Here is a 15,924-nt window from a genome sequence, read left to right as displayed (position 1 = left end):
ACGGACTTAGCAGGTAAATCTGTGCCTGTCAATTATCGCATTTATAACAAACAGGAGGGAAAGACGAAGAATGATTATTTACAAGAAATGATTGCCGAGGTTTTGAATTGGGGTTTAAGTCCAAAAACAGTAACTTCTGATACTTGGTATTCGAGCCAAAAAAACCTGAAATTCTTTAAAGACAAGGGGTTAGGGTTTTTAACGGGAATAGCCAAAAATCGCTCATGTTCAGTTGATGGGAAAAATTTTACTCAAGTTCAAAATTTAGAAATTCCTGAATCGGGCTTAATAGTGTATCTAAAAAATTTTGGTCAAGTGAAAGTATTTCTCAGAAATTTCAAAAACGAAACTTCCAGATACTACATTATGTACACTCCTGAAGAAGATGCACTTTCTGCAATTTCTAGAACCGAATTTAAGGAATTGCATTCAATACATTGGGGCATTGAGTGCTACCACAGAGCTATCAAGCAAGTCTGTGGTATTGGACGATTCATGGTGAGAACATCAGAGGCAATTAAAACTCACTTTTTTAGCGCAATCCGAGCTTTTACTCAATTGGAATTAATGCGCTCTGAAGATTTAATTGAAAACTGGTATGAAGTCCAAAGGAATTTATCTCTTCAAGTAGCTCGTGACTTTATTTTAGAACACCTAACACAGAAGTTGGGATTGACTGCATAGTATCAACTTTCTGTCAATGCGTAAGTCCTATAATGGCTGTAGACTCTTGATTAATCAAAGTAATTAGTGCTAATTCAATTTCGTCTTCACCTACTTGAGTAATTTTCACCTCAACTCCAGGGCCAAAGTATTTGGTCATTTTTTCTTGCTTTTGCTGCCACTCTTCCAGTGATATTTCCGGCGACTCAAATTCTAAGATGAGAGTATAAGCACCATTAGTTTCTGTTTCTCGTAAACCTGTAACTATTGGTCTTTCTTCATCTGTAGGACTTAAACCCAAGTAAGATAGCGCCCCGTCTAAATGGGCATCTTGTCCGTAACAATATCGCATGATATCATTACGAATTTTGTTTTGAGTCACCGTTGCTTGCTGTTCGCGCAAGAGTAACACTGATGGCGTTGTCGCTTCGCTGAAAGGTATGGGCTTGAGTTCGTTAGCTTTGAGTGCTAGCCCTCCCAATAGTAGGGGGAAACCGTAAAAAAATCCCACTAAGTTGAGTGTGGCATTATTTGCCGCATAAGCAACGAAGCCAATGAGGGTTAATATGCTACCAACGCTTAAACCAAGTGTTCCCAGAGAGATTTTGCGTAACATAATCTGAGATAGTATAAATTCTTAACACATTAGTTTTATTATCATCGTTAAGAGGGAATAGGGGATAGGGGACAGAGGACAGGGCAAACGCACCTTAAACTGGCACAATTAAGGTTGACATTTAAGCAAATATATGTATAAAGTCCTTGATTGATGTTTGATATCATGTCCGCTTAAATACTTATCATATATTGGGGGCTGGTAATAGGTAATCGGTAATCGGTAATGGCTCACAACAATTACCTATTAGCTATTACCAATTACCGACCAAAACAACCATATTATAAGTAATTAGCCGAACTTGATATTATCTATCACTTGTCCCCTGCTATATCTCAGATCAAGCCCCATTAATAGCAACGGAAGCGGGTCTGATGGAATCAGCCGCTTCCGCTTCAATAGTTATCAGGTTTTTTCAAAAATTAAATAAGATTTCTCTGGCTGGTATTGCTTACTGCACAATCTGATAACACCCATTAGCATCAGGAGCCGCTGTTTGTGTTGTAGCAGTTGTGAGTAGCAGTGAGTTAGGTGCTTGGCCTAAGCCATTACCTGTAGCAATTACATCAAAAATGACTCCGGCCGGGACTTGTTGATTCGCAACTTCTACTGTGACTGGTGGGTTGAAGGCATTATTGATTAATGGGTTAAATTGGTCAGGTAGAACTGGATTGAAGTTATATGTACCAGCCGTAAGTTCTGGGTAAGGAATAGCAGTTTTGGGTGTCAGGTCTGTGATCCGAGTTTCATCTACATTTGGGCTAGAGGATTTGCTAATGCGGAAATCTATAACAGCGCTAGTTTCCGAAAAGCGATACCAACGTCCTTTAAATTTACCAGGATTAGGCTGTGTTAAATCCTCTGGAATCACAAAGGGTGATTGATTAAATAATGGTTGACCTGAAGGGCCTTGTAGTGATCCTGTTATCGCTACTGTATAAGCACTATTAGGCGCTCCTGTAAAGGTTCTCTGAGCAATTGTACTGCTAGTACCAGATTGCACAAAACTTACCTGAATATTTCCTGGTGTTACATCTACATATTTACTAGCTTGACGAAAATTTACATTCTCCAAAACTTTTTTACCGTTGACAATGACATCAACTGGTGATGCAGTAGCAACCGCAGCGTTAATAACTCTTAATTTGGTAGGGCATTTATAAGGGTTTAGAAGAGGATCTAGAAGAGTATTTACTAGGCTGACAGTGTAAGATTCTTTTACAGGCTTTGTAGATAGTTGAGAATTGGCTAAAGTTTTGGATGAATAACTAGTCCAACTCATTAAAGATAATGCCAAAGCACCCAAGAATAATCGTTTTGTCAGAAACATATCTTCCTCTGATGTGAGACAACAATAACAAATGAGCAAGCTTTTTTCCGCATAAAAAATCATGCGACAATCATCGCCAAGATTTTTTATGCAGATTGTTAAAATGAATGAGTGCAGGCTTTGTCAACCTAAAAGACAACAGGCGCACAATAACGTTTGCCTCAAGACATGAGACTGAGGCAGTATGTTATCGCAGCAGCACATGGAGTGCCTTGCTTAAAGTGTCTAATGTGACAAATGCTTTAGTGGAAACCGCTTGAAGGTGATTGAAAGCACGCTTCATTGTTCTAATATTTCACGCTTTTTAACAAAATGCAAGGATTCTTAAGACAGTTACGTAAATGTTTAATAAAAATTCACTAACTGGGCAATTGCTTGATATTAACTTCATAATATGTTTTTTAGCTTGAACAAAAAAAGCCTCTCGCCTACCCGGAACGGCAGTATGTCACCACAATCAGGACTTACGCAACTGGCACTTGGGGTAGGGTGCGTCAGATGTGAAAAATCCACAGAATGTGTACGACATTATTGGGGCTGACGCAGCCTACACTTAATTTGAGGATGACACTTGCGTAAGTCCTAACTATGACGAATTTCCGCAATACCTTCTGAGTACGCCAGTTTTTATAGTACATTAATACTATTAATTAGCAATCGCGCTGTGCCAGTTGCGTAAGTACTGAATACAATTTCTCACCCCAGCCAGCTACATGACGTGCCGTTTTTGGGTTAACTTTAAATCTGAAGCGATTTTTGAGGATATAAAATAATGGATCTGCAAACTCTCAAACAACGAATTACAGCCGTTCAAAGTAAACGTGAGTATTTACTGAGCCTGTTAGAACGGCCAAACTTGGGAATATTAAGAGTTGATGTGAATCAAGCTTTGGAAGAACTCGATGAATTAATTGAAGAATACAGACGCACAATTCCAGACACAGGCAATAATTAAATATAAAATTTTCAACCTGCATCCGCAGGTTTTATCTATATACAGGCAGTTAATAAGCGCCTATTTGATGTTAGTTGACTTCCTTTTGTTCCCAACTATAAAAATTGCGTCGGTGCTACTACGATTTTACCGACGCTCCTAAATAATAAAATTTTCCCAAGTCCCCATTTTTCAACTATGACACCATAGTAGATGCAGTTATTATGCAGCAGACGCATTGCCTGCACGCTGTCCCAATTGTCTCACTAAAGCAATCAGCTCTTTAGTCGGCACATCTTTCTTACAAACATCATCAAAGTTAGGGGTTGTATTTCTATCGAGAAGATGTGCATCTTCTACTGACGAATAAGCTAGTATTTGTGTATGGGGAGAGATGGCTTTAATATGACCAGAAGCAATCCAGCCATCCATAACGGGCATTTGTAAATCTAGAATTATAACATCAGGATGGTGGTTTATGACCATTTCTATAGCTTCTTGACCATTACTGGCTAGACCCACTACTTGAATGTTTTCTTGACCAGAAAAAGCTAGTTTTAGGGTCAAACGAGTAAGTTCATGATCGTCAACCACTAGAACCTTTAAGGTAGAGGACTCACAGGAGAACATTAACATTCCCAGGGAAAATTGAATAGGGTAATTCTTACAGTTTATGGGAATGCGTGCCAACAATTACTCTATCCTATGGTTGAATAATCCTGGGAAAACTATAAAGATTAATTAGAGAAATTGTGAAAAACTAATATTTATGAAGAAATTGTATTGATTTAACTGTCTGTATATGTAGAATTTTTTGGCGCATCAAGGAGATTTGTAGTTATTCCCGTAGAACGTAGTGCCATATTCATGAGAGTGATTTGTGAATTTGTTTCGGGACAATCTTCCCCTGGACGGCGTTGAATATAACTACCATCTGGTTGCAAATCCCAAGCTTGACGATTATCTGCTAGCAGAATGCCTAAGATTTCTTGCAAATCTTTGGCAATATCTGCATCTCTAATGGGGGTAATTACTTCTACTCTTCTATCTAAATTACGACGCATCCAATCGGCACTACCAATATAAATTTCTTCTTGGGCATTGTTATGGAAATAATAGATGCGAGAATGTTCTAAGAAGCGTCCAATAATGCTAATGACGCGAATATTTTCGCTGATATCTTTGACTCCAGGGCGCAAACAACAAATGCCACGGATGATTAAATCAATTTGCACTCCCGCACGGGAAGCTTCGTACAAGGTGGCGATAATTTGCGGGTCTACAAGGGAGTTCATTTTGGCGACAATGCGACCAGAAGAGCCATTCTGGACGTTGGTGATTTCCCGGCGAATTAATTCCAAAAAGCGATCGCGCATATTCACAGGCGCAACTAACACTTCTCGATAAGATTTTTGTCGCGAATAACCAGTCAAAAAATTAAATAAATCTGTAATATCCGCGCCTAATTCTTCACGACAACTAAATAATCCTAAATCTGTATACAATCTAGCTGTTTTCGGGTTATAATTACCAGTCCCAATATGTACATAGCGGCGCATCCGGTCTTTCTCTCGCCGCACTACCAACACGGTTTTGCAGTGGGTTTTCAGACCGACTAAACCATAAACAACATGAACTCCCACCCTTTCTAATCTTCTCGCCCAATAAATATTATTTTCTTCATCAAACCGGGCTTTTAGTTCTACCAGTACGGATACCTGCTTACCATTTTCCGCCGCCGCAATCAGGGCGTTAACTATCGGTGAATCTCCCGAAGTCCGGTATAATGTCATTTTAATGGCTAACACATTCGGGTCATGGGCTGCATGGGTAATGAAGCGCACGACTGAGGCGGAAAAAGACTGATAGGGATGGTGGACGAATAAATCTTTTTCTCGAATTACAGAAAAAAAGTCTTTACCTTCCTCTAACTCTAAACCATCTTCTGGATCTAAAGTTGGTTCTCGCAACCTTTGTAAACGTGGAGGTACTACCGACTGGCGGGGTGGGTCTTTGAGTTCGGGTAATGGTAGGGACAGGAAGGACATTAAATCTCGCAGTCCCAACAGACCATCGACTTCGTAGACATCTTCTTCTGCGAGGTCTAGGTCTTGCAGTAATCTAGTGCGGATGGGTTCTGGGGTTTGGGATTGAATTTCGATTCTGACAGGAGAACCACCGATGCGGCGTTTACGTAGTTCTTGTTCTATGGCTAATAATAAATCATCGGCTTCATCTTCTTCGAGGGCGAGGTCAGCATCGCGGGTAATGCGGAAGGGATGGTATTCTTGGATGTTCATCCCTGGAAAGAGGGAATCTAAATTATGAGCGATCGCCTGCTCTAATGGTACACCAATCCAGTTTGCTGGTTGTCCGTCTTCTTGATATGCTAACTCTGGTGGTAAAGGTAAAAAGCGCGGAAGAACACTAGGAACTTTGACTCTAGCAAACAATTCCTCTTCTGTATCCGGGTTTTTCACCACCACAGCCAAATTCAAGCTGAGATTGGAAATGTAGGGGAAAGGATGGCTGGGGTCAACGGCTAGGGGTGTGAGAACGGGAAAGATTTGGTCTTCAAAATAGTTATCTAAATATTTGCGTTGCTTGGCAGTTAAGTTAATGTAATCAAAAATATGGATACCATGACGAGCTAACAGAGGTCTAATTTCTTGCTCAAAATGTTGATGCTGTTTTTTGACTTGGGGGATGAGGTTGAGGCGAATATCATCCAGTTGTTGTTGGGGTGTGCGTCCGTCGGGTGTTAACTGGCTAACCTTGGCTTCTACCTGCTGTTGTAAAGCTGCAACCCGCACCATGAAGAACTCATCCAAGTTAGAACTGAAGATGGCTAAGAACTTGAGTCTTTCCAAGAGTTTTGTGCGCGGGTCAAAAGCTTCGTGTAAAACCCGACTATTAAATTCTAACCAGCTTAACTCTCGGTTAAGATAGTATTGCGGATCGTTTAAGTTGAGCGGATGAGAACTTTTTTTGGATTTAGGCATGGCGATCTCGCAGGCTAGCCTGATGCAGCCCATTTATTTGGATGACAATACACATGGTAATGGAAATCGGCCATGCAGGTGAAGGGTAGTCAGTTTATTGCTTTTGTAGAATCAAGTTGAGTAGTTTTTCACCTCTACTTCCATATTGCCCTTATATCCAGGCAATTCTATTTTTCAGGATTAGGTGTCTGTGAGTCATCTGGTATTTGCTTGACGCTGGCGGAAATTGGTAATTTCAAATCTTGCCCATAGATGAAATCTTGGCTAATTGCTACATCAAGTTGGGGTAAGTTTGTATTACTAGTTATATTTGCCTGCTGAGGAACCCGCAGTGTGTATTTACCAACAGGTATACCATCTATCCGGTAAAGACCAAACTCGTCACTCACTGCTGTAGCAACCCGTTTACCTTGAGCATCAATCAATTCTAATTCTAACCCTGATAGCGGCTGACCGGAAGCATCAGTTATTTTACCTGCCATACCGTACTCTAATCTCACCGGGAAATTTAAGTTAGTAACAGCAGAACTAGCAACTTCAGCCACTATAGAAGTTTTCTGCACAGCTAGTTCTACAGGTAAGCCATCAGGGTCAATTTGCACTAGATAGTTACCTTCTCGTAAATTACCTATGAAGAAGTTACCTTGACTATCAATTTCCGTTGCACCAACATCACGACCAAATTTATTGTATACGCGGATAGTAGCCCCACTCAGGTCAAGACCATTCCTCCCACCGATGACAACTACACGCCCGGCGATCGCACCAGAATCTTTGCCAATTGAGGTATACTCAGCCGGGGACACCCTACCACCAGCAAATGATAAATCTGATACTAATGATATTGTCAAGCGTTCATCATTACTATTACCAAAAATGTTTCTTGCTCTAGAGGGAATGCCTTGATAATCAATTCTGGCGAATAAACCCGGTATTAGCCGCATACTAGCACCTATAACAGGGCCTATTTCTCCATCTCTATATCCCAAACCTAGCCGCCAGCTTAAGCCTGATAAAGTTTGTGCATTGCGATTTAGAGTTAAGGTATATCTAGTAGGTAAATCACCACCCGATTCAGTACCAAAAGATAATCCAAATTGTTGGCTAAAGTCGTAACTTAAATTTGAATTGTATACATTTCCAAAAGCATTAAACAACAACCTAGTGTTTCTGGTAGGTTGATATGAGGCATTAAATGTATAGTCGCCGTTATAGCTGGGTAAGCCTGTAAAGAATAAATTCCGCCCTGCCCTTAAGGAAAAACTTGGCAATATATAGTTAGTATAATCATTTTGATTTTTGTAGCTGCGGGCGACAAAACCTAATGTGAAATCGTTACTAAACTTATAGCTGACATCCAAGCTATGGTTAGAGCGATCGTTGTTAATAGTATTAGAATAACCGCTATAATTAAAATAGCGCTGAGGATAAGACTCAGAAACTCCTATAACCCGCCAGTTTTTTAACTGAAAGTCTAAATCTGCTCTGTAACCCAACTCACCAGAAGAAGTACCCACATTTGCAGATAAAATCAAAGGATTAGCTAAACGCCAAGCAAAACCAGCTTGAGCTTGAGTGGTTTCTGGAAGTAGCTGTACACCCGCTTCCAAAGTTAAATTATTAGAAATACCTTGACGTATTTGATAGAAACCTGTAAACTTACCCTCTTGAGTAGAACTAAAATCATCTAATAAGTTATTTTGTACCCAGTTCCCAGTCACACCTAAACCAGCTAACTGCACATTACCGCCTGCTGGTAATAACAAATCAGAAGAATTTAGGGATACAGAACGAATTTCTATCGGTATATTCGGATTATTGCGATCAAATATCCATAGTTCAATTTCATTAGTTCTACCTGTGGGTAAAAGTACATCTGGAAAATCGTATTCTCCGCTTAATCCTACCTGCTGTTGAGCAAATATTGCTCCACCAACTCGTAACTGTACAAAACTTGCAGGAGGAACTACACCACGAAATCCTTGACTTGGTTGAGAACGCCTGGGAAGTAATTCCGATGCACTGTAATTTGTACTAAATCTAGTTTCGGGAAGATTGGTGTAACCAAATTGCAATCCTGTTAGACTCAAACTTGAGAAAACAGGATTTATGTTCAGTTGTTGTTTTCCAACCTGATAAAGAAATCGACCTGAGCGTCTAAAGTAAAAATATTCAGTTAATTGAGGATTGGTAACAAAATTATTATCTAACCTTAAACGCCATGAACCACCCGCTAAACGTCCGCCTAACAGAGTAGAAGTGTTCCAATTGGAATTACCAGAATTATTAGAATAATTTAATTCCTGGCGTAAACTAGATAACCCACTACTTGGAGGTCTAACTTCAGGTTGCAAATCAGCCGCCTGAGCGCGAGATTCTCCAGCACCTCTACGCCAAGGAAAATCAACATTTAACGCTAAATCTGAAGTATTTAATTTTATATCTGTCAGTAATTTTTCTTTTAAGACTGTCTCACTAATATATGTGATACCTTCAACTTTTTTTAAATCTGCTTCTACGAGATTTACTATCCCTAGCGGTGTTTTAATTTGAGTTTGATCACCATTTTTGGTAACTTCTAATCCAGCAATTTTAGCCAAATCATCCAGAGGAATTAATAAACTATTCCCCTCCGGTAAAATTTCTAAAGAACCAATTTCTTGTCCCCGGCTGATGACACTTACCAATAAGGTTTTACCATTAGCCAAGATATTATCAAGCTTTAAACTTGGTTCAGAGGGTTTCTTTTCTACTACAGTTTTAGAATCTTGTGTAGTTAATTTGTTAGTAAGTTGCTCATTCTTTATGGGATTATTTACAGTATCTTTAACATTTGTTATAGGATTTTTAGCATCATTGGCAAGATTATTAGAATTTTGTATATCACCAGAATGGTTGTCTTGAGTGATTGCTGTTTCCCTATTGACGACTACTTGGTTGTCACCGGATTTTAAGCTAGATTCATCAACATTAGCAATCTGAAAATCTGCTTTAGCTTCGTTAGCTTGTATTTGATTACAACTTCTATCTAAAACTTTTCCAGAAAATTCCGTTGGTAAACTTTCTGGTGGATTAGGCTTGGAGATCGTTTGATTTATTGAACGATTTTCTTGTAAAATATTAGCATCCACTAATCTTTTACAAGAACCATCTTCCGACTGAATAATATCTGTTACTGGTGGGGGTGTGTAAGCTTGGTAGAACATAAATAAATCACCATGATTATATAGGTAGCATCAAAGGCTTCCTATTTACAAAATATTTGTGGCAATTAATCAGAAACTTATTAGCGACGGGGTAAATTTCTGATAGAATTCCTCGGCTTTTGAGAATCTGAGCGATTTTGATTCCGGTTATTATCTACAGGAGCATTTGTCACTGTAAAAGGTATACCTTTGTCAATTTTCACACCATTTAATTCGCCGTTAATATCTAAAACATAATTGCCGGGGGCTAATTTTTTGGTAATTTCTAGCAATATTTTCCGCCGATCAGATGGCATCACTGGTGTTGATGGTAAAAACCCTATATCGGCAACAGGTTCAGTGATTTTTGTGTCTGGTTTGCCTAAATTAGCTATGGGTTTTGTCGCTTCAGCACCTGGGTATTTTGCCGCAGGCCAGACTGCATATTGACCAGTTAGCCGCACATGACCGTTACCTTGATTAGAAATATCAAAAGCTGCATTTACAGCGTTGGGCTTGGTGTCTACATTTACAGAATTTAATGTACCAATTCGTTTAATTTCGCCCACAGAAGCATAAACTACAACTCCTACCTTCCCCACTACTCTTACTGAACCTTTAGCTGCTTGAGGAGTAGGAGAAACTTCTTCAAAAGAAATTATAGCCCGGTGTTCGCCTGGTGATGGTTGAACTTTAGGACGAACAGAAAAACGCACAGTTTGAGATCCACCAGGGGGAACTTTAAATTGAGAGGGAGTAAAAACAATCCATTGGGCTAAAGATTGTGCATCACCTGCTACTTCTTGTAGTTTATTTTTATCGTTCATCACCCAAGAGTTTACTGTAGTTTTAAACTCTGCCGTTTCCGAACTGTAGTTAACTACGCGAATTGATTGCGAACGTCCTTGATTATTAACTTTTATTTCAATCCGCGAGGGACTAACACCAATATTCAGAGCTTGAGCCGCAGGCATACCCAATACTAAAGCTCCGAGCAACCCTAATGCTATATTGTTAAATTTAAGAAACGATTGCATATTATTCTTCAATTTTCCCTAAACTACAAAAAGTAAAATATTAACTAAAAGTTAGTTGGCTAAATCAACAGTTACTGTTAACTCACCTAAATATGCACCAGCCGATTGAGTAGAGCTTAGATCCATTTTTAGCCTCACGCCTCCCTCAACTAAAGCTGTATTGCTATTCTGATCGCGGGAAATTTCTCTAATAGGTAAAGGTTCTATGGTGACTGGTAATTTAGAACTAGGGTTTTGCAAATTACTCACCGCATCACCACTACCATTTGCACCTCTGAGTTCATATTTAGCCCTGAGTAAACCAACTTGCTCTATAGGTACTCGCATTTTCCAAAAAGTGGGAAATTCCCGAATCAGATTAGCGGAAAACTGCGGCGGACTAAAAAGGTCTCTTTCACTGGATACTGTTTCACTAACACTACCACCAGCAGTTCTAACATTAGCGGGGAGAATTTCTGTTTGAGTGATAGGGGGAATTACCAGGGTTTGGGGTACAGATAATTGATTAATTTCTGTAGGATTAGTATTGCCCAAAAATGCAGTCTGCGCTTTCACATCTGGCTGTGTTAACATCAGAAAAGTTGCACCTACAAGCCAAAATTTAATAATCTTATCTGGTGACATATTGCTAACTTGTCTGTATCAAGTTTGTGCATTTTTAGCATCTAGCCAATTGAGTTACTGGGTGAGAACCTCAATTTTGTTGGGGAAACCCCTGGAAATGTGATTTTGTGAACCAATCACGATCATTTCAGGGGTTAAGTTAAACCTAGCTTTCAGGTGCAGAGGGGGAAAGCTGCTGTATATTTGCCATCTCCACAGCAGTTCTTCGCCCCTTCAAATTTTGGGAAAACTAGGGAGCTGCTGCGGTGACGGTGATTGTCCCGGAGTAATCGCCTGCTGTAACATTATTTAATAAATCCAGATCCAGAGCTACAGAGCCAACTGCACCTGGGCCTGTGAGACCAGGTGCAGTGGTTTGAGCAACATTGGTACTTGTAGCAGTAGGAGTACCAAATGCTGTGCGTATACCGGAAATTATGCTAGTCCCCGGATTAGTACCTATTCCCACTGTGGCCGTAACAACATTTCGTGGGCTATTAGACCAGATGGCGTAGACATTGGGAATAGTTTTGTCAAAAGATGTATTTAATCCATCAAAGGGAGAGTCTGTATCAAGATTACTCCCACTGGGATCAGCAGTACCACCCTGACCAGAGCCATAATAACCACCAGTAACCGGATCTACACCCGATAATCCAAAGTCGTCTGGAGTTAGATTAATATTGATCTGGCTCACAGTCCGCAGGTAAAGCACTTCAGGTACAGTGACGGTCACACCAATGTTAGTAGCTGTACCTTGGATTTGAGCTTGAGCCGGAGCAGAGATGGCAGCAGTACCTAGAGCAGCACCAGCAACAGCAAGAGCGAGAATTTTGTTTTTCATAATTGGAAATATCTCCCTATTTCATCTGTTTGTTTTTTGCTATGGCGAGAAATTGAGCCATTTTTAATTCACCTAAAATCACCAAGAATTTTGATTTTTGAGCATCACCTCCTAGCTAATTACATATAATTCTGTTCCGTTGCTCGCGTTGGTGGCAGTGAAGAAGAGTTTTGTACCAACGACTGTCAGCTGACTGGGGTTAGCGCTGTTTGTAGCGTTAATATTGCTAACTCGGACTGTGCCAGCTTCTGTGCCGTCACTCTTCCACACTTCTCGCTTGTTGTTGCTGGTGGAAGCAACAAAATATAGAGTGCCATTAAAGTTCACGAGACTTGTGGGAAAACTGTCATTAGGCGTAGAACCTGCCCAAATATCTTTGACTAATCCTGTATTGGCTTGTTGTCCATCGCTTTTCCAAAGCTCAAGTCCAGTACCCACAGCAGGAGTAGTAAAGTAGAGTGTGTTGTCAACTGCCGCTAAATAAAGTGGCCCTATGCCAATATTTGGTGCTTGGGTGTTGTCACTCACCACTCTTTGAGTGCCTAGACTAGTGCCATCACTCTTCCACAACTCTTGTTGGAAATCACCATCACCATCTGTAACAAAGTATAAGGTACTACCTACAGCAGTGAGGTTTACTGGTGCAAAGTTGTTAACAGATGCAGGCAGAATGGTTTTCACTAAGCTTGCCCCATCTGTGGTGGTATATTTCCAGATTGCGTTAGCACCAGTACCATTGTCGGCTGTAAAGTACAGGGTGCTACCAGCAACAGTCAGACTACCAGGGAATGAACTGAAGCCACCTGAGTTGATATTAATAGCCTGTGTACCGCTTGCTGTACCATCGCTGAACCACAGTTCATTACCAACAGTCGGGTTATAGGCGGTGAAGAAAAGTTTACCTCCAAAAGCTGTGAGGTTGGCAGGGTTAGAACTGGCAATACCTAAATTCAAGTCTTTAACTAAGCTGACATTTGTACCGTCATATACCCATAACTCTCTACCATTACTACCATTGTCGGCTGTGAAGAAGAGGTTATTACCAACAACAGTAAGATTGCTGGGGTTAGAACTGCCAGCATTGGGATTAATGTTACTAATCCTTTGGGTGCTAGTGCCATTGTAAGCCCAAAGCTCAGTACCGTTGATACTATCATCAGCAGTAAAGATGAGTTGGTTGTTGAAGACAGTTAAGTTATTAGGATTGAACCCAGTCGGATTGAGGTTAGTAATCTGGGTGAATGTAGAACCATTACTGCTCCAAATCTGTTTACCACTGCTACCATTATTAGCCGTAAAGTATAAAGTGCCATCCCAATTAGTTAAATTCTGGGGATCGGAACTACCAATACCTTGATTAATATCCAGTAACTGCCAAGGAAAAGTGGCAGTGAGATTCAAGTTATAGAAGGTGTTGGCTAATCCCGTTGTATAGACGCGGATGTAGTAAGTGCCAGCAGTCAGGCTGGTAACGCTAATTGATTCGTTGCTAGTACCAGCATTAGCTGATGTTTGAATTGATGCGCCATTACTATTGAGCAGTTGGAGATCAGCGTTATCAGTCAAACCAGTCAAGGTTAAATTAAATTTAGCGTCATCGCTTAAAGTGAATTTGTAGAAATCATTGGTGTCAATATTACCGACAAAATCACTGATACTGCGAGAACTGGTTAAAGAGCCTAAATCGAAGCCATTGAGATAGGTATTAGGTGCTTGATCTGGGCCGATGGGTGTAGCAGATGCGCTGAGACTATAGTTAGTGGCTGCACCTAATCCTGGTGTGACTAAGATGTAATATGTGCCTGCTGTCAGGCTTCTGATAATTGTGTCTGGTGTAACTCCTGATTGGAAAGAGCCTTGAATGGCAACACCAGAGGAGTTAAGGATTTGTAAATCTGCATTGGCTGTATCTGGTGTGAGAGTGATGTTGACTAAAGCATTATTGCTTAGATTAAATTTGTAGTAGTCCTTGTCATCTGAGCCACTCACAAAATCTGTGTAGGCGGCTGCGGTGCTACTCAGTGAACCAATGTCACGAGATGCTGATAATGTATTACCTGCGTTATCTACTGGATCAGGAAGAAAAGATACATTGAAATTGTAATTTGTGAAACTTGATGCAGCAGCATAGACTCGAACATTATATAATGTGCCAGCAGTAACGGTGTAGCTAATAGATTCTGGTGCGTTTCCCGATGCAGCAGAGGTTTGAAGAGGAGAACCAAAGCTGTTTTGTAGTTGTAGGTCAGCGTTAGCCGTTAAGTTAGACAGGTTAATGGTAATAACACCATTTTGGGTGGGAGTAAATCTATAGAAGTCATCGTAATCTACGGTAAAACCTGTACTGCCGACAAAATCTGTGGTGTTATATGAATTAGAACTATTGACTGTGCTACTAATATCGAAAGCGGTGGCTCTAGTGTTATCTAAGCGCCCACTCTCTTGAATAGGTTCGGCTTTGAGGGTGAGGTTATAGTTGGTGAAGGCTGCACCACTAACAGAACGAACTTGAACATAGTATGTACCCGCAGCTAGGTTAGCGCGGATAAATTCTGATGTAGTCCCTGCTTGAGAAGAACTACGAATAGCATTACCAGAACTATTCAGGAGTCTTAAATCAGCATTACTGGTTAGTCCATCCAGTGATAGTTCAACTATACTAGAGGCTTGAGAACTGCTGAGAGTAAATTGATATAAATCAACAAAATCAGAGTTACTAACACTATCTTGAAATGTATCACCCGTGGTAGTGAGAAACCCACCTGAAATAAAATTTGCTGTATTTAAAGCTGAAGTTGTATTACCACCTGGGTCGGTGAAACCTGAAAAAGTTGCCATATTTTTTTATGTTTTTTGTAGAAATTTCAACATCAAACTTAGACACAAATGTTCCCCAGATGTAGCAAATATATATGTTCTCCCATGCAACTAAAGATAATTATTGCTACTTGCAGAGCAAAGTTTAGTTGTGAGGAGAAGCAACTAAATTAGAAGTACGATGTTTAGTTATTGAGTTTAAATGGTTGTGTGTGACTGGATAGATGCCAGATTTTGTTGTAGTATCTATCGGCTAGAAGGATACTTGACAATTCATTAGGAATTGTTTCAGATATATTCGATTATTGCTAGTGAAGGAGTAAATTAGATTTTTGCTATGTATAACTTGCCCTAATTTTTTTAGCAACTATATTTTTGTTACATAGTTTAATATACGAACATAAGGTTTATTTATCTTTAAATGTTGTGTTGTTTAGACAATTTCCTTCTAAATTAACTGCATATAGAATTTAACTTCTATGCAAAAACATTAGCTTCCGTGCAAATACTGAAAAATACAATAATTAGTGATTAAAACTATAAGTATTGTTGAGCAAAAAATTTATGTATAAATAAAAATGATAAATTATTTAATTTATAGTAGTGATAATTACTGTAGTCAAACCTACTAATCTGTAGTAAACACTATGCGGTGGGGAGTGAAAAAATATTTATACAACAGGGAATACATAAAGGTGTTGGGTTTAGGTTTTAAAGATGAGCGCACACAAAGTTATGTAATTTACCTGCTATCTGCTGTTTGTTTGCAATACTTTAAAGAAGTGTAATAATTACAGATCGCTATCCTCAATTAATGTATTTATTTGGGGTAGTGGGAGCAATTTTTTAACGCAGAGGAATATGAGGTTAGCGCGGAGGGGCGCGGAGTGTTT

The 15,924-nt window shown here is 39.8% G+C and carries 11 protein-coding genes; 2 read left to right on the top strand and 9 right to left on the bottom strand.

The genetic code is table 11. From position 1 onward, the window contains the following. The coding region (locus H6G83_RS06335; RefSeq protein WP_190468623.1) for a transposase at window positions 1-684 on the top strand (684 nt) is incomplete at its 5' end. A gap of 13 nt (window positions 685-697) precedes the next feature. Here the strand turns inward: H6G83_RS06335 and H6G83_RS06330 are convergent. Beyond that, a complete protein-coding gene (locus H6G83_RS06330; RefSeq protein ID WP_190468620.1) occupies window positions 698-1,279 on the bottom strand; it encodes a DUF2854 domain-containing protein in 582 nt (193 codons plus the stop codon). A 451-nt stretch (window positions 1,280-1,730) separates the two neighbouring features. Further along, window positions 1,731-2,609 (bottom strand): DUF4397 domain-containing protein, encoded by an 879-nt coding sequence (locus H6G83_RS06325; RefSeq protein ID WP_190468617.1) that lies wholly within the window; start codon window positions 2,607-2,609, stop codon window positions 1,731-1,733. A gap of 772 nt (window positions 2,610-3,381) precedes the next feature. On the opposite strand from H6G83_RS06325, the gene H6G83_RS06320 reads away from it, so the two are divergent. Beyond that, window positions 3,382-3,564 carry a hypothetical protein gene (locus tag H6G83_RS06320; RefSeq protein ID WP_190468614.1) on the top strand — a complete coding sequence of 61 codons (183 nt, stop codon included), beginning with the start codon at window positions 3,382-3,384 and terminating at the stop codon, window positions 3,562-3,564. Window positions 3,565-3,765: 201 nt separating this feature from the next. Here the strand turns inward: H6G83_RS06320 and H6G83_RS06315 are convergent, their stop codons facing one another. From H6G83_RS06315 to H6G83_RS06285, 7 genes are all read right to left on the bottom strand, one after another. After that, window positions 3,766-4,179, bottom strand: a complete 414-nt coding sequence (locus H6G83_RS06315; RefSeq protein ID WP_190468612.1) for a response regulator — start codon at window positions 4,177-4,179, stop codon at window positions 3,766-3,768. Between the two features lie 152 nt (window positions 4,180-4,331). Next, window positions 4,332-6,545, bottom strand: coding sequence for a polyphosphate kinase 1 (ppk1, locus tag H6G83_RS06310; RefSeq protein WP_190468609.1), 2,214 nt, complete (start codon window positions 6,543-6,545; stop codon window positions 4,332-4,334). A 167-nt stretch (window positions 6,546-6,712) separates the two neighbouring features. Beyond that, window positions 6,713-9,751, bottom strand: a complete 3,039-nt coding sequence (locus tag H6G83_RS06305; RefSeq protein WP_190468606.1) for a carboxypeptidase regulatory-like domain-containing protein — start codon at window positions 9,749-9,751, stop codon at window positions 6,713-6,715. An 80-nt stretch (window positions 9,752-9,831) separates the two neighbouring features. After that, on the bottom strand, window positions 9,832-10,767 hold the full coding sequence (locus H6G83_RS06300; RefSeq protein ID WP_190468603.1) for a fimbrial biogenesis chaperone: 936 nt from the start codon (window positions 10,765-10,767) through the stop codon (window positions 9,832-9,834). 51 nt (window positions 10,768-10,818) lie between these two features. Continuing rightward, window positions 10,819-11,391: a hypothetical protein gene (locus tag H6G83_RS06295; RefSeq protein WP_190468601.1), complete on the bottom strand. Its 573-nt coding sequence runs from the start codon at window positions 11,389-11,391 to the stop codon at window positions 10,819-10,821. Window positions 11,392-11,620: 229 nt separating this feature from the next. Further along, entirely contained in the window at window positions 11,621-12,214 is a 594-nt protein-coding gene (locus H6G83_RS06290) for a hypothetical protein (protein ID WP_190468598.1), read from the bottom strand. Window positions 12,215-12,325: 111 nt separating this feature from the next. After that, on the bottom strand, window positions 12,326-15,052 hold the full coding sequence (locus tag H6G83_RS06285) for a pre-peptidase C-terminal domain-containing protein (protein WP_190468595.1): 2,727 nt from the start codon (window positions 15,050-15,052) through the stop codon (window positions 12,326-12,328). Between the last annotated feature and the right edge of the window lie 872 nt (window positions 15,053-15,924).

This window comes from Anabaena azotica FACHB-119, assembly GCF_014697625.1.
Lineage (GTDB): Bacteria > Cyanobacteriota > Cyanobacteriia > Cyanobacteriales > Nostocaceae > Trichormus > Trichormus azoticus_A.
The sequence above is the reverse complement of the archived record's forward strand: the minus strand, read 5'-3'. Positions and strand labels throughout refer to the sequence as shown.

Coding starts and splice junctions, on each gene's coding strand:
- H6G83_RS06330 (WP_190468620.1), bottom strand. CDS start 1,279: ATGTTACGCAAAATCTCTCTGGGAACACTTGGTTTAAGCGTTGGTAGC.
- H6G83_RS06325 (WP_190468617.1), bottom strand. CDS start 2,609: ATGTTTCTGACAAAACGATTATTCTTGGGTGCTTTGGCATTATCTTTA.
- H6G83_RS06320 (WP_190468614.1), top strand. CDS start 3,382: ATGGATCTGCAAACTCTCAAACAACGAATTACAGCCGTTCAAAGTAAA.
- H6G83_RS06315 (WP_190468612.1), bottom strand. CDS start 4,179: ATGTTAATGTTCTCCTGTGAGTCCTCTACCTTAAAGGTTCTAGTGGTT.
- ppk1 (WP_190468609.1), bottom strand. CDS start 6,545: ATGCCTAAATCCAAAAAAAGTTCTCATCCGCTCAACTTAAACGATCCG.
- H6G83_RS06305 (WP_190468606.1), bottom strand. CDS start 9,751: ATGTTCTACCAAGCTTACACACCCCCACCAGTAACAGATATTATTCAG.
- H6G83_RS06300 (WP_190468603.1), bottom strand. CDS start 10,767: ATGCAATCGTTTCTTAAATTTAACAATATAGCATTAGGGTTGCTCGGA.
- H6G83_RS06295 (WP_190468601.1), bottom strand. CDS start 11,391: ATGTCACCAGATAAGATTATTAAATTTTGGCTTGTAGGTGCAACTTTT.
- H6G83_RS06290 (WP_190468598.1), bottom strand. CDS start 12,214: ATGAAAAACAAAATTCTCGCTCTTGCTGTTGCTGGTGCTGCTCTAGGT.
- H6G83_RS06285 (WP_190468595.1), bottom strand. CDS start 15,052: ATGGCAACTTTTTCAGGTTTCACCGACCCAGGTGGTAATACAACTTCA.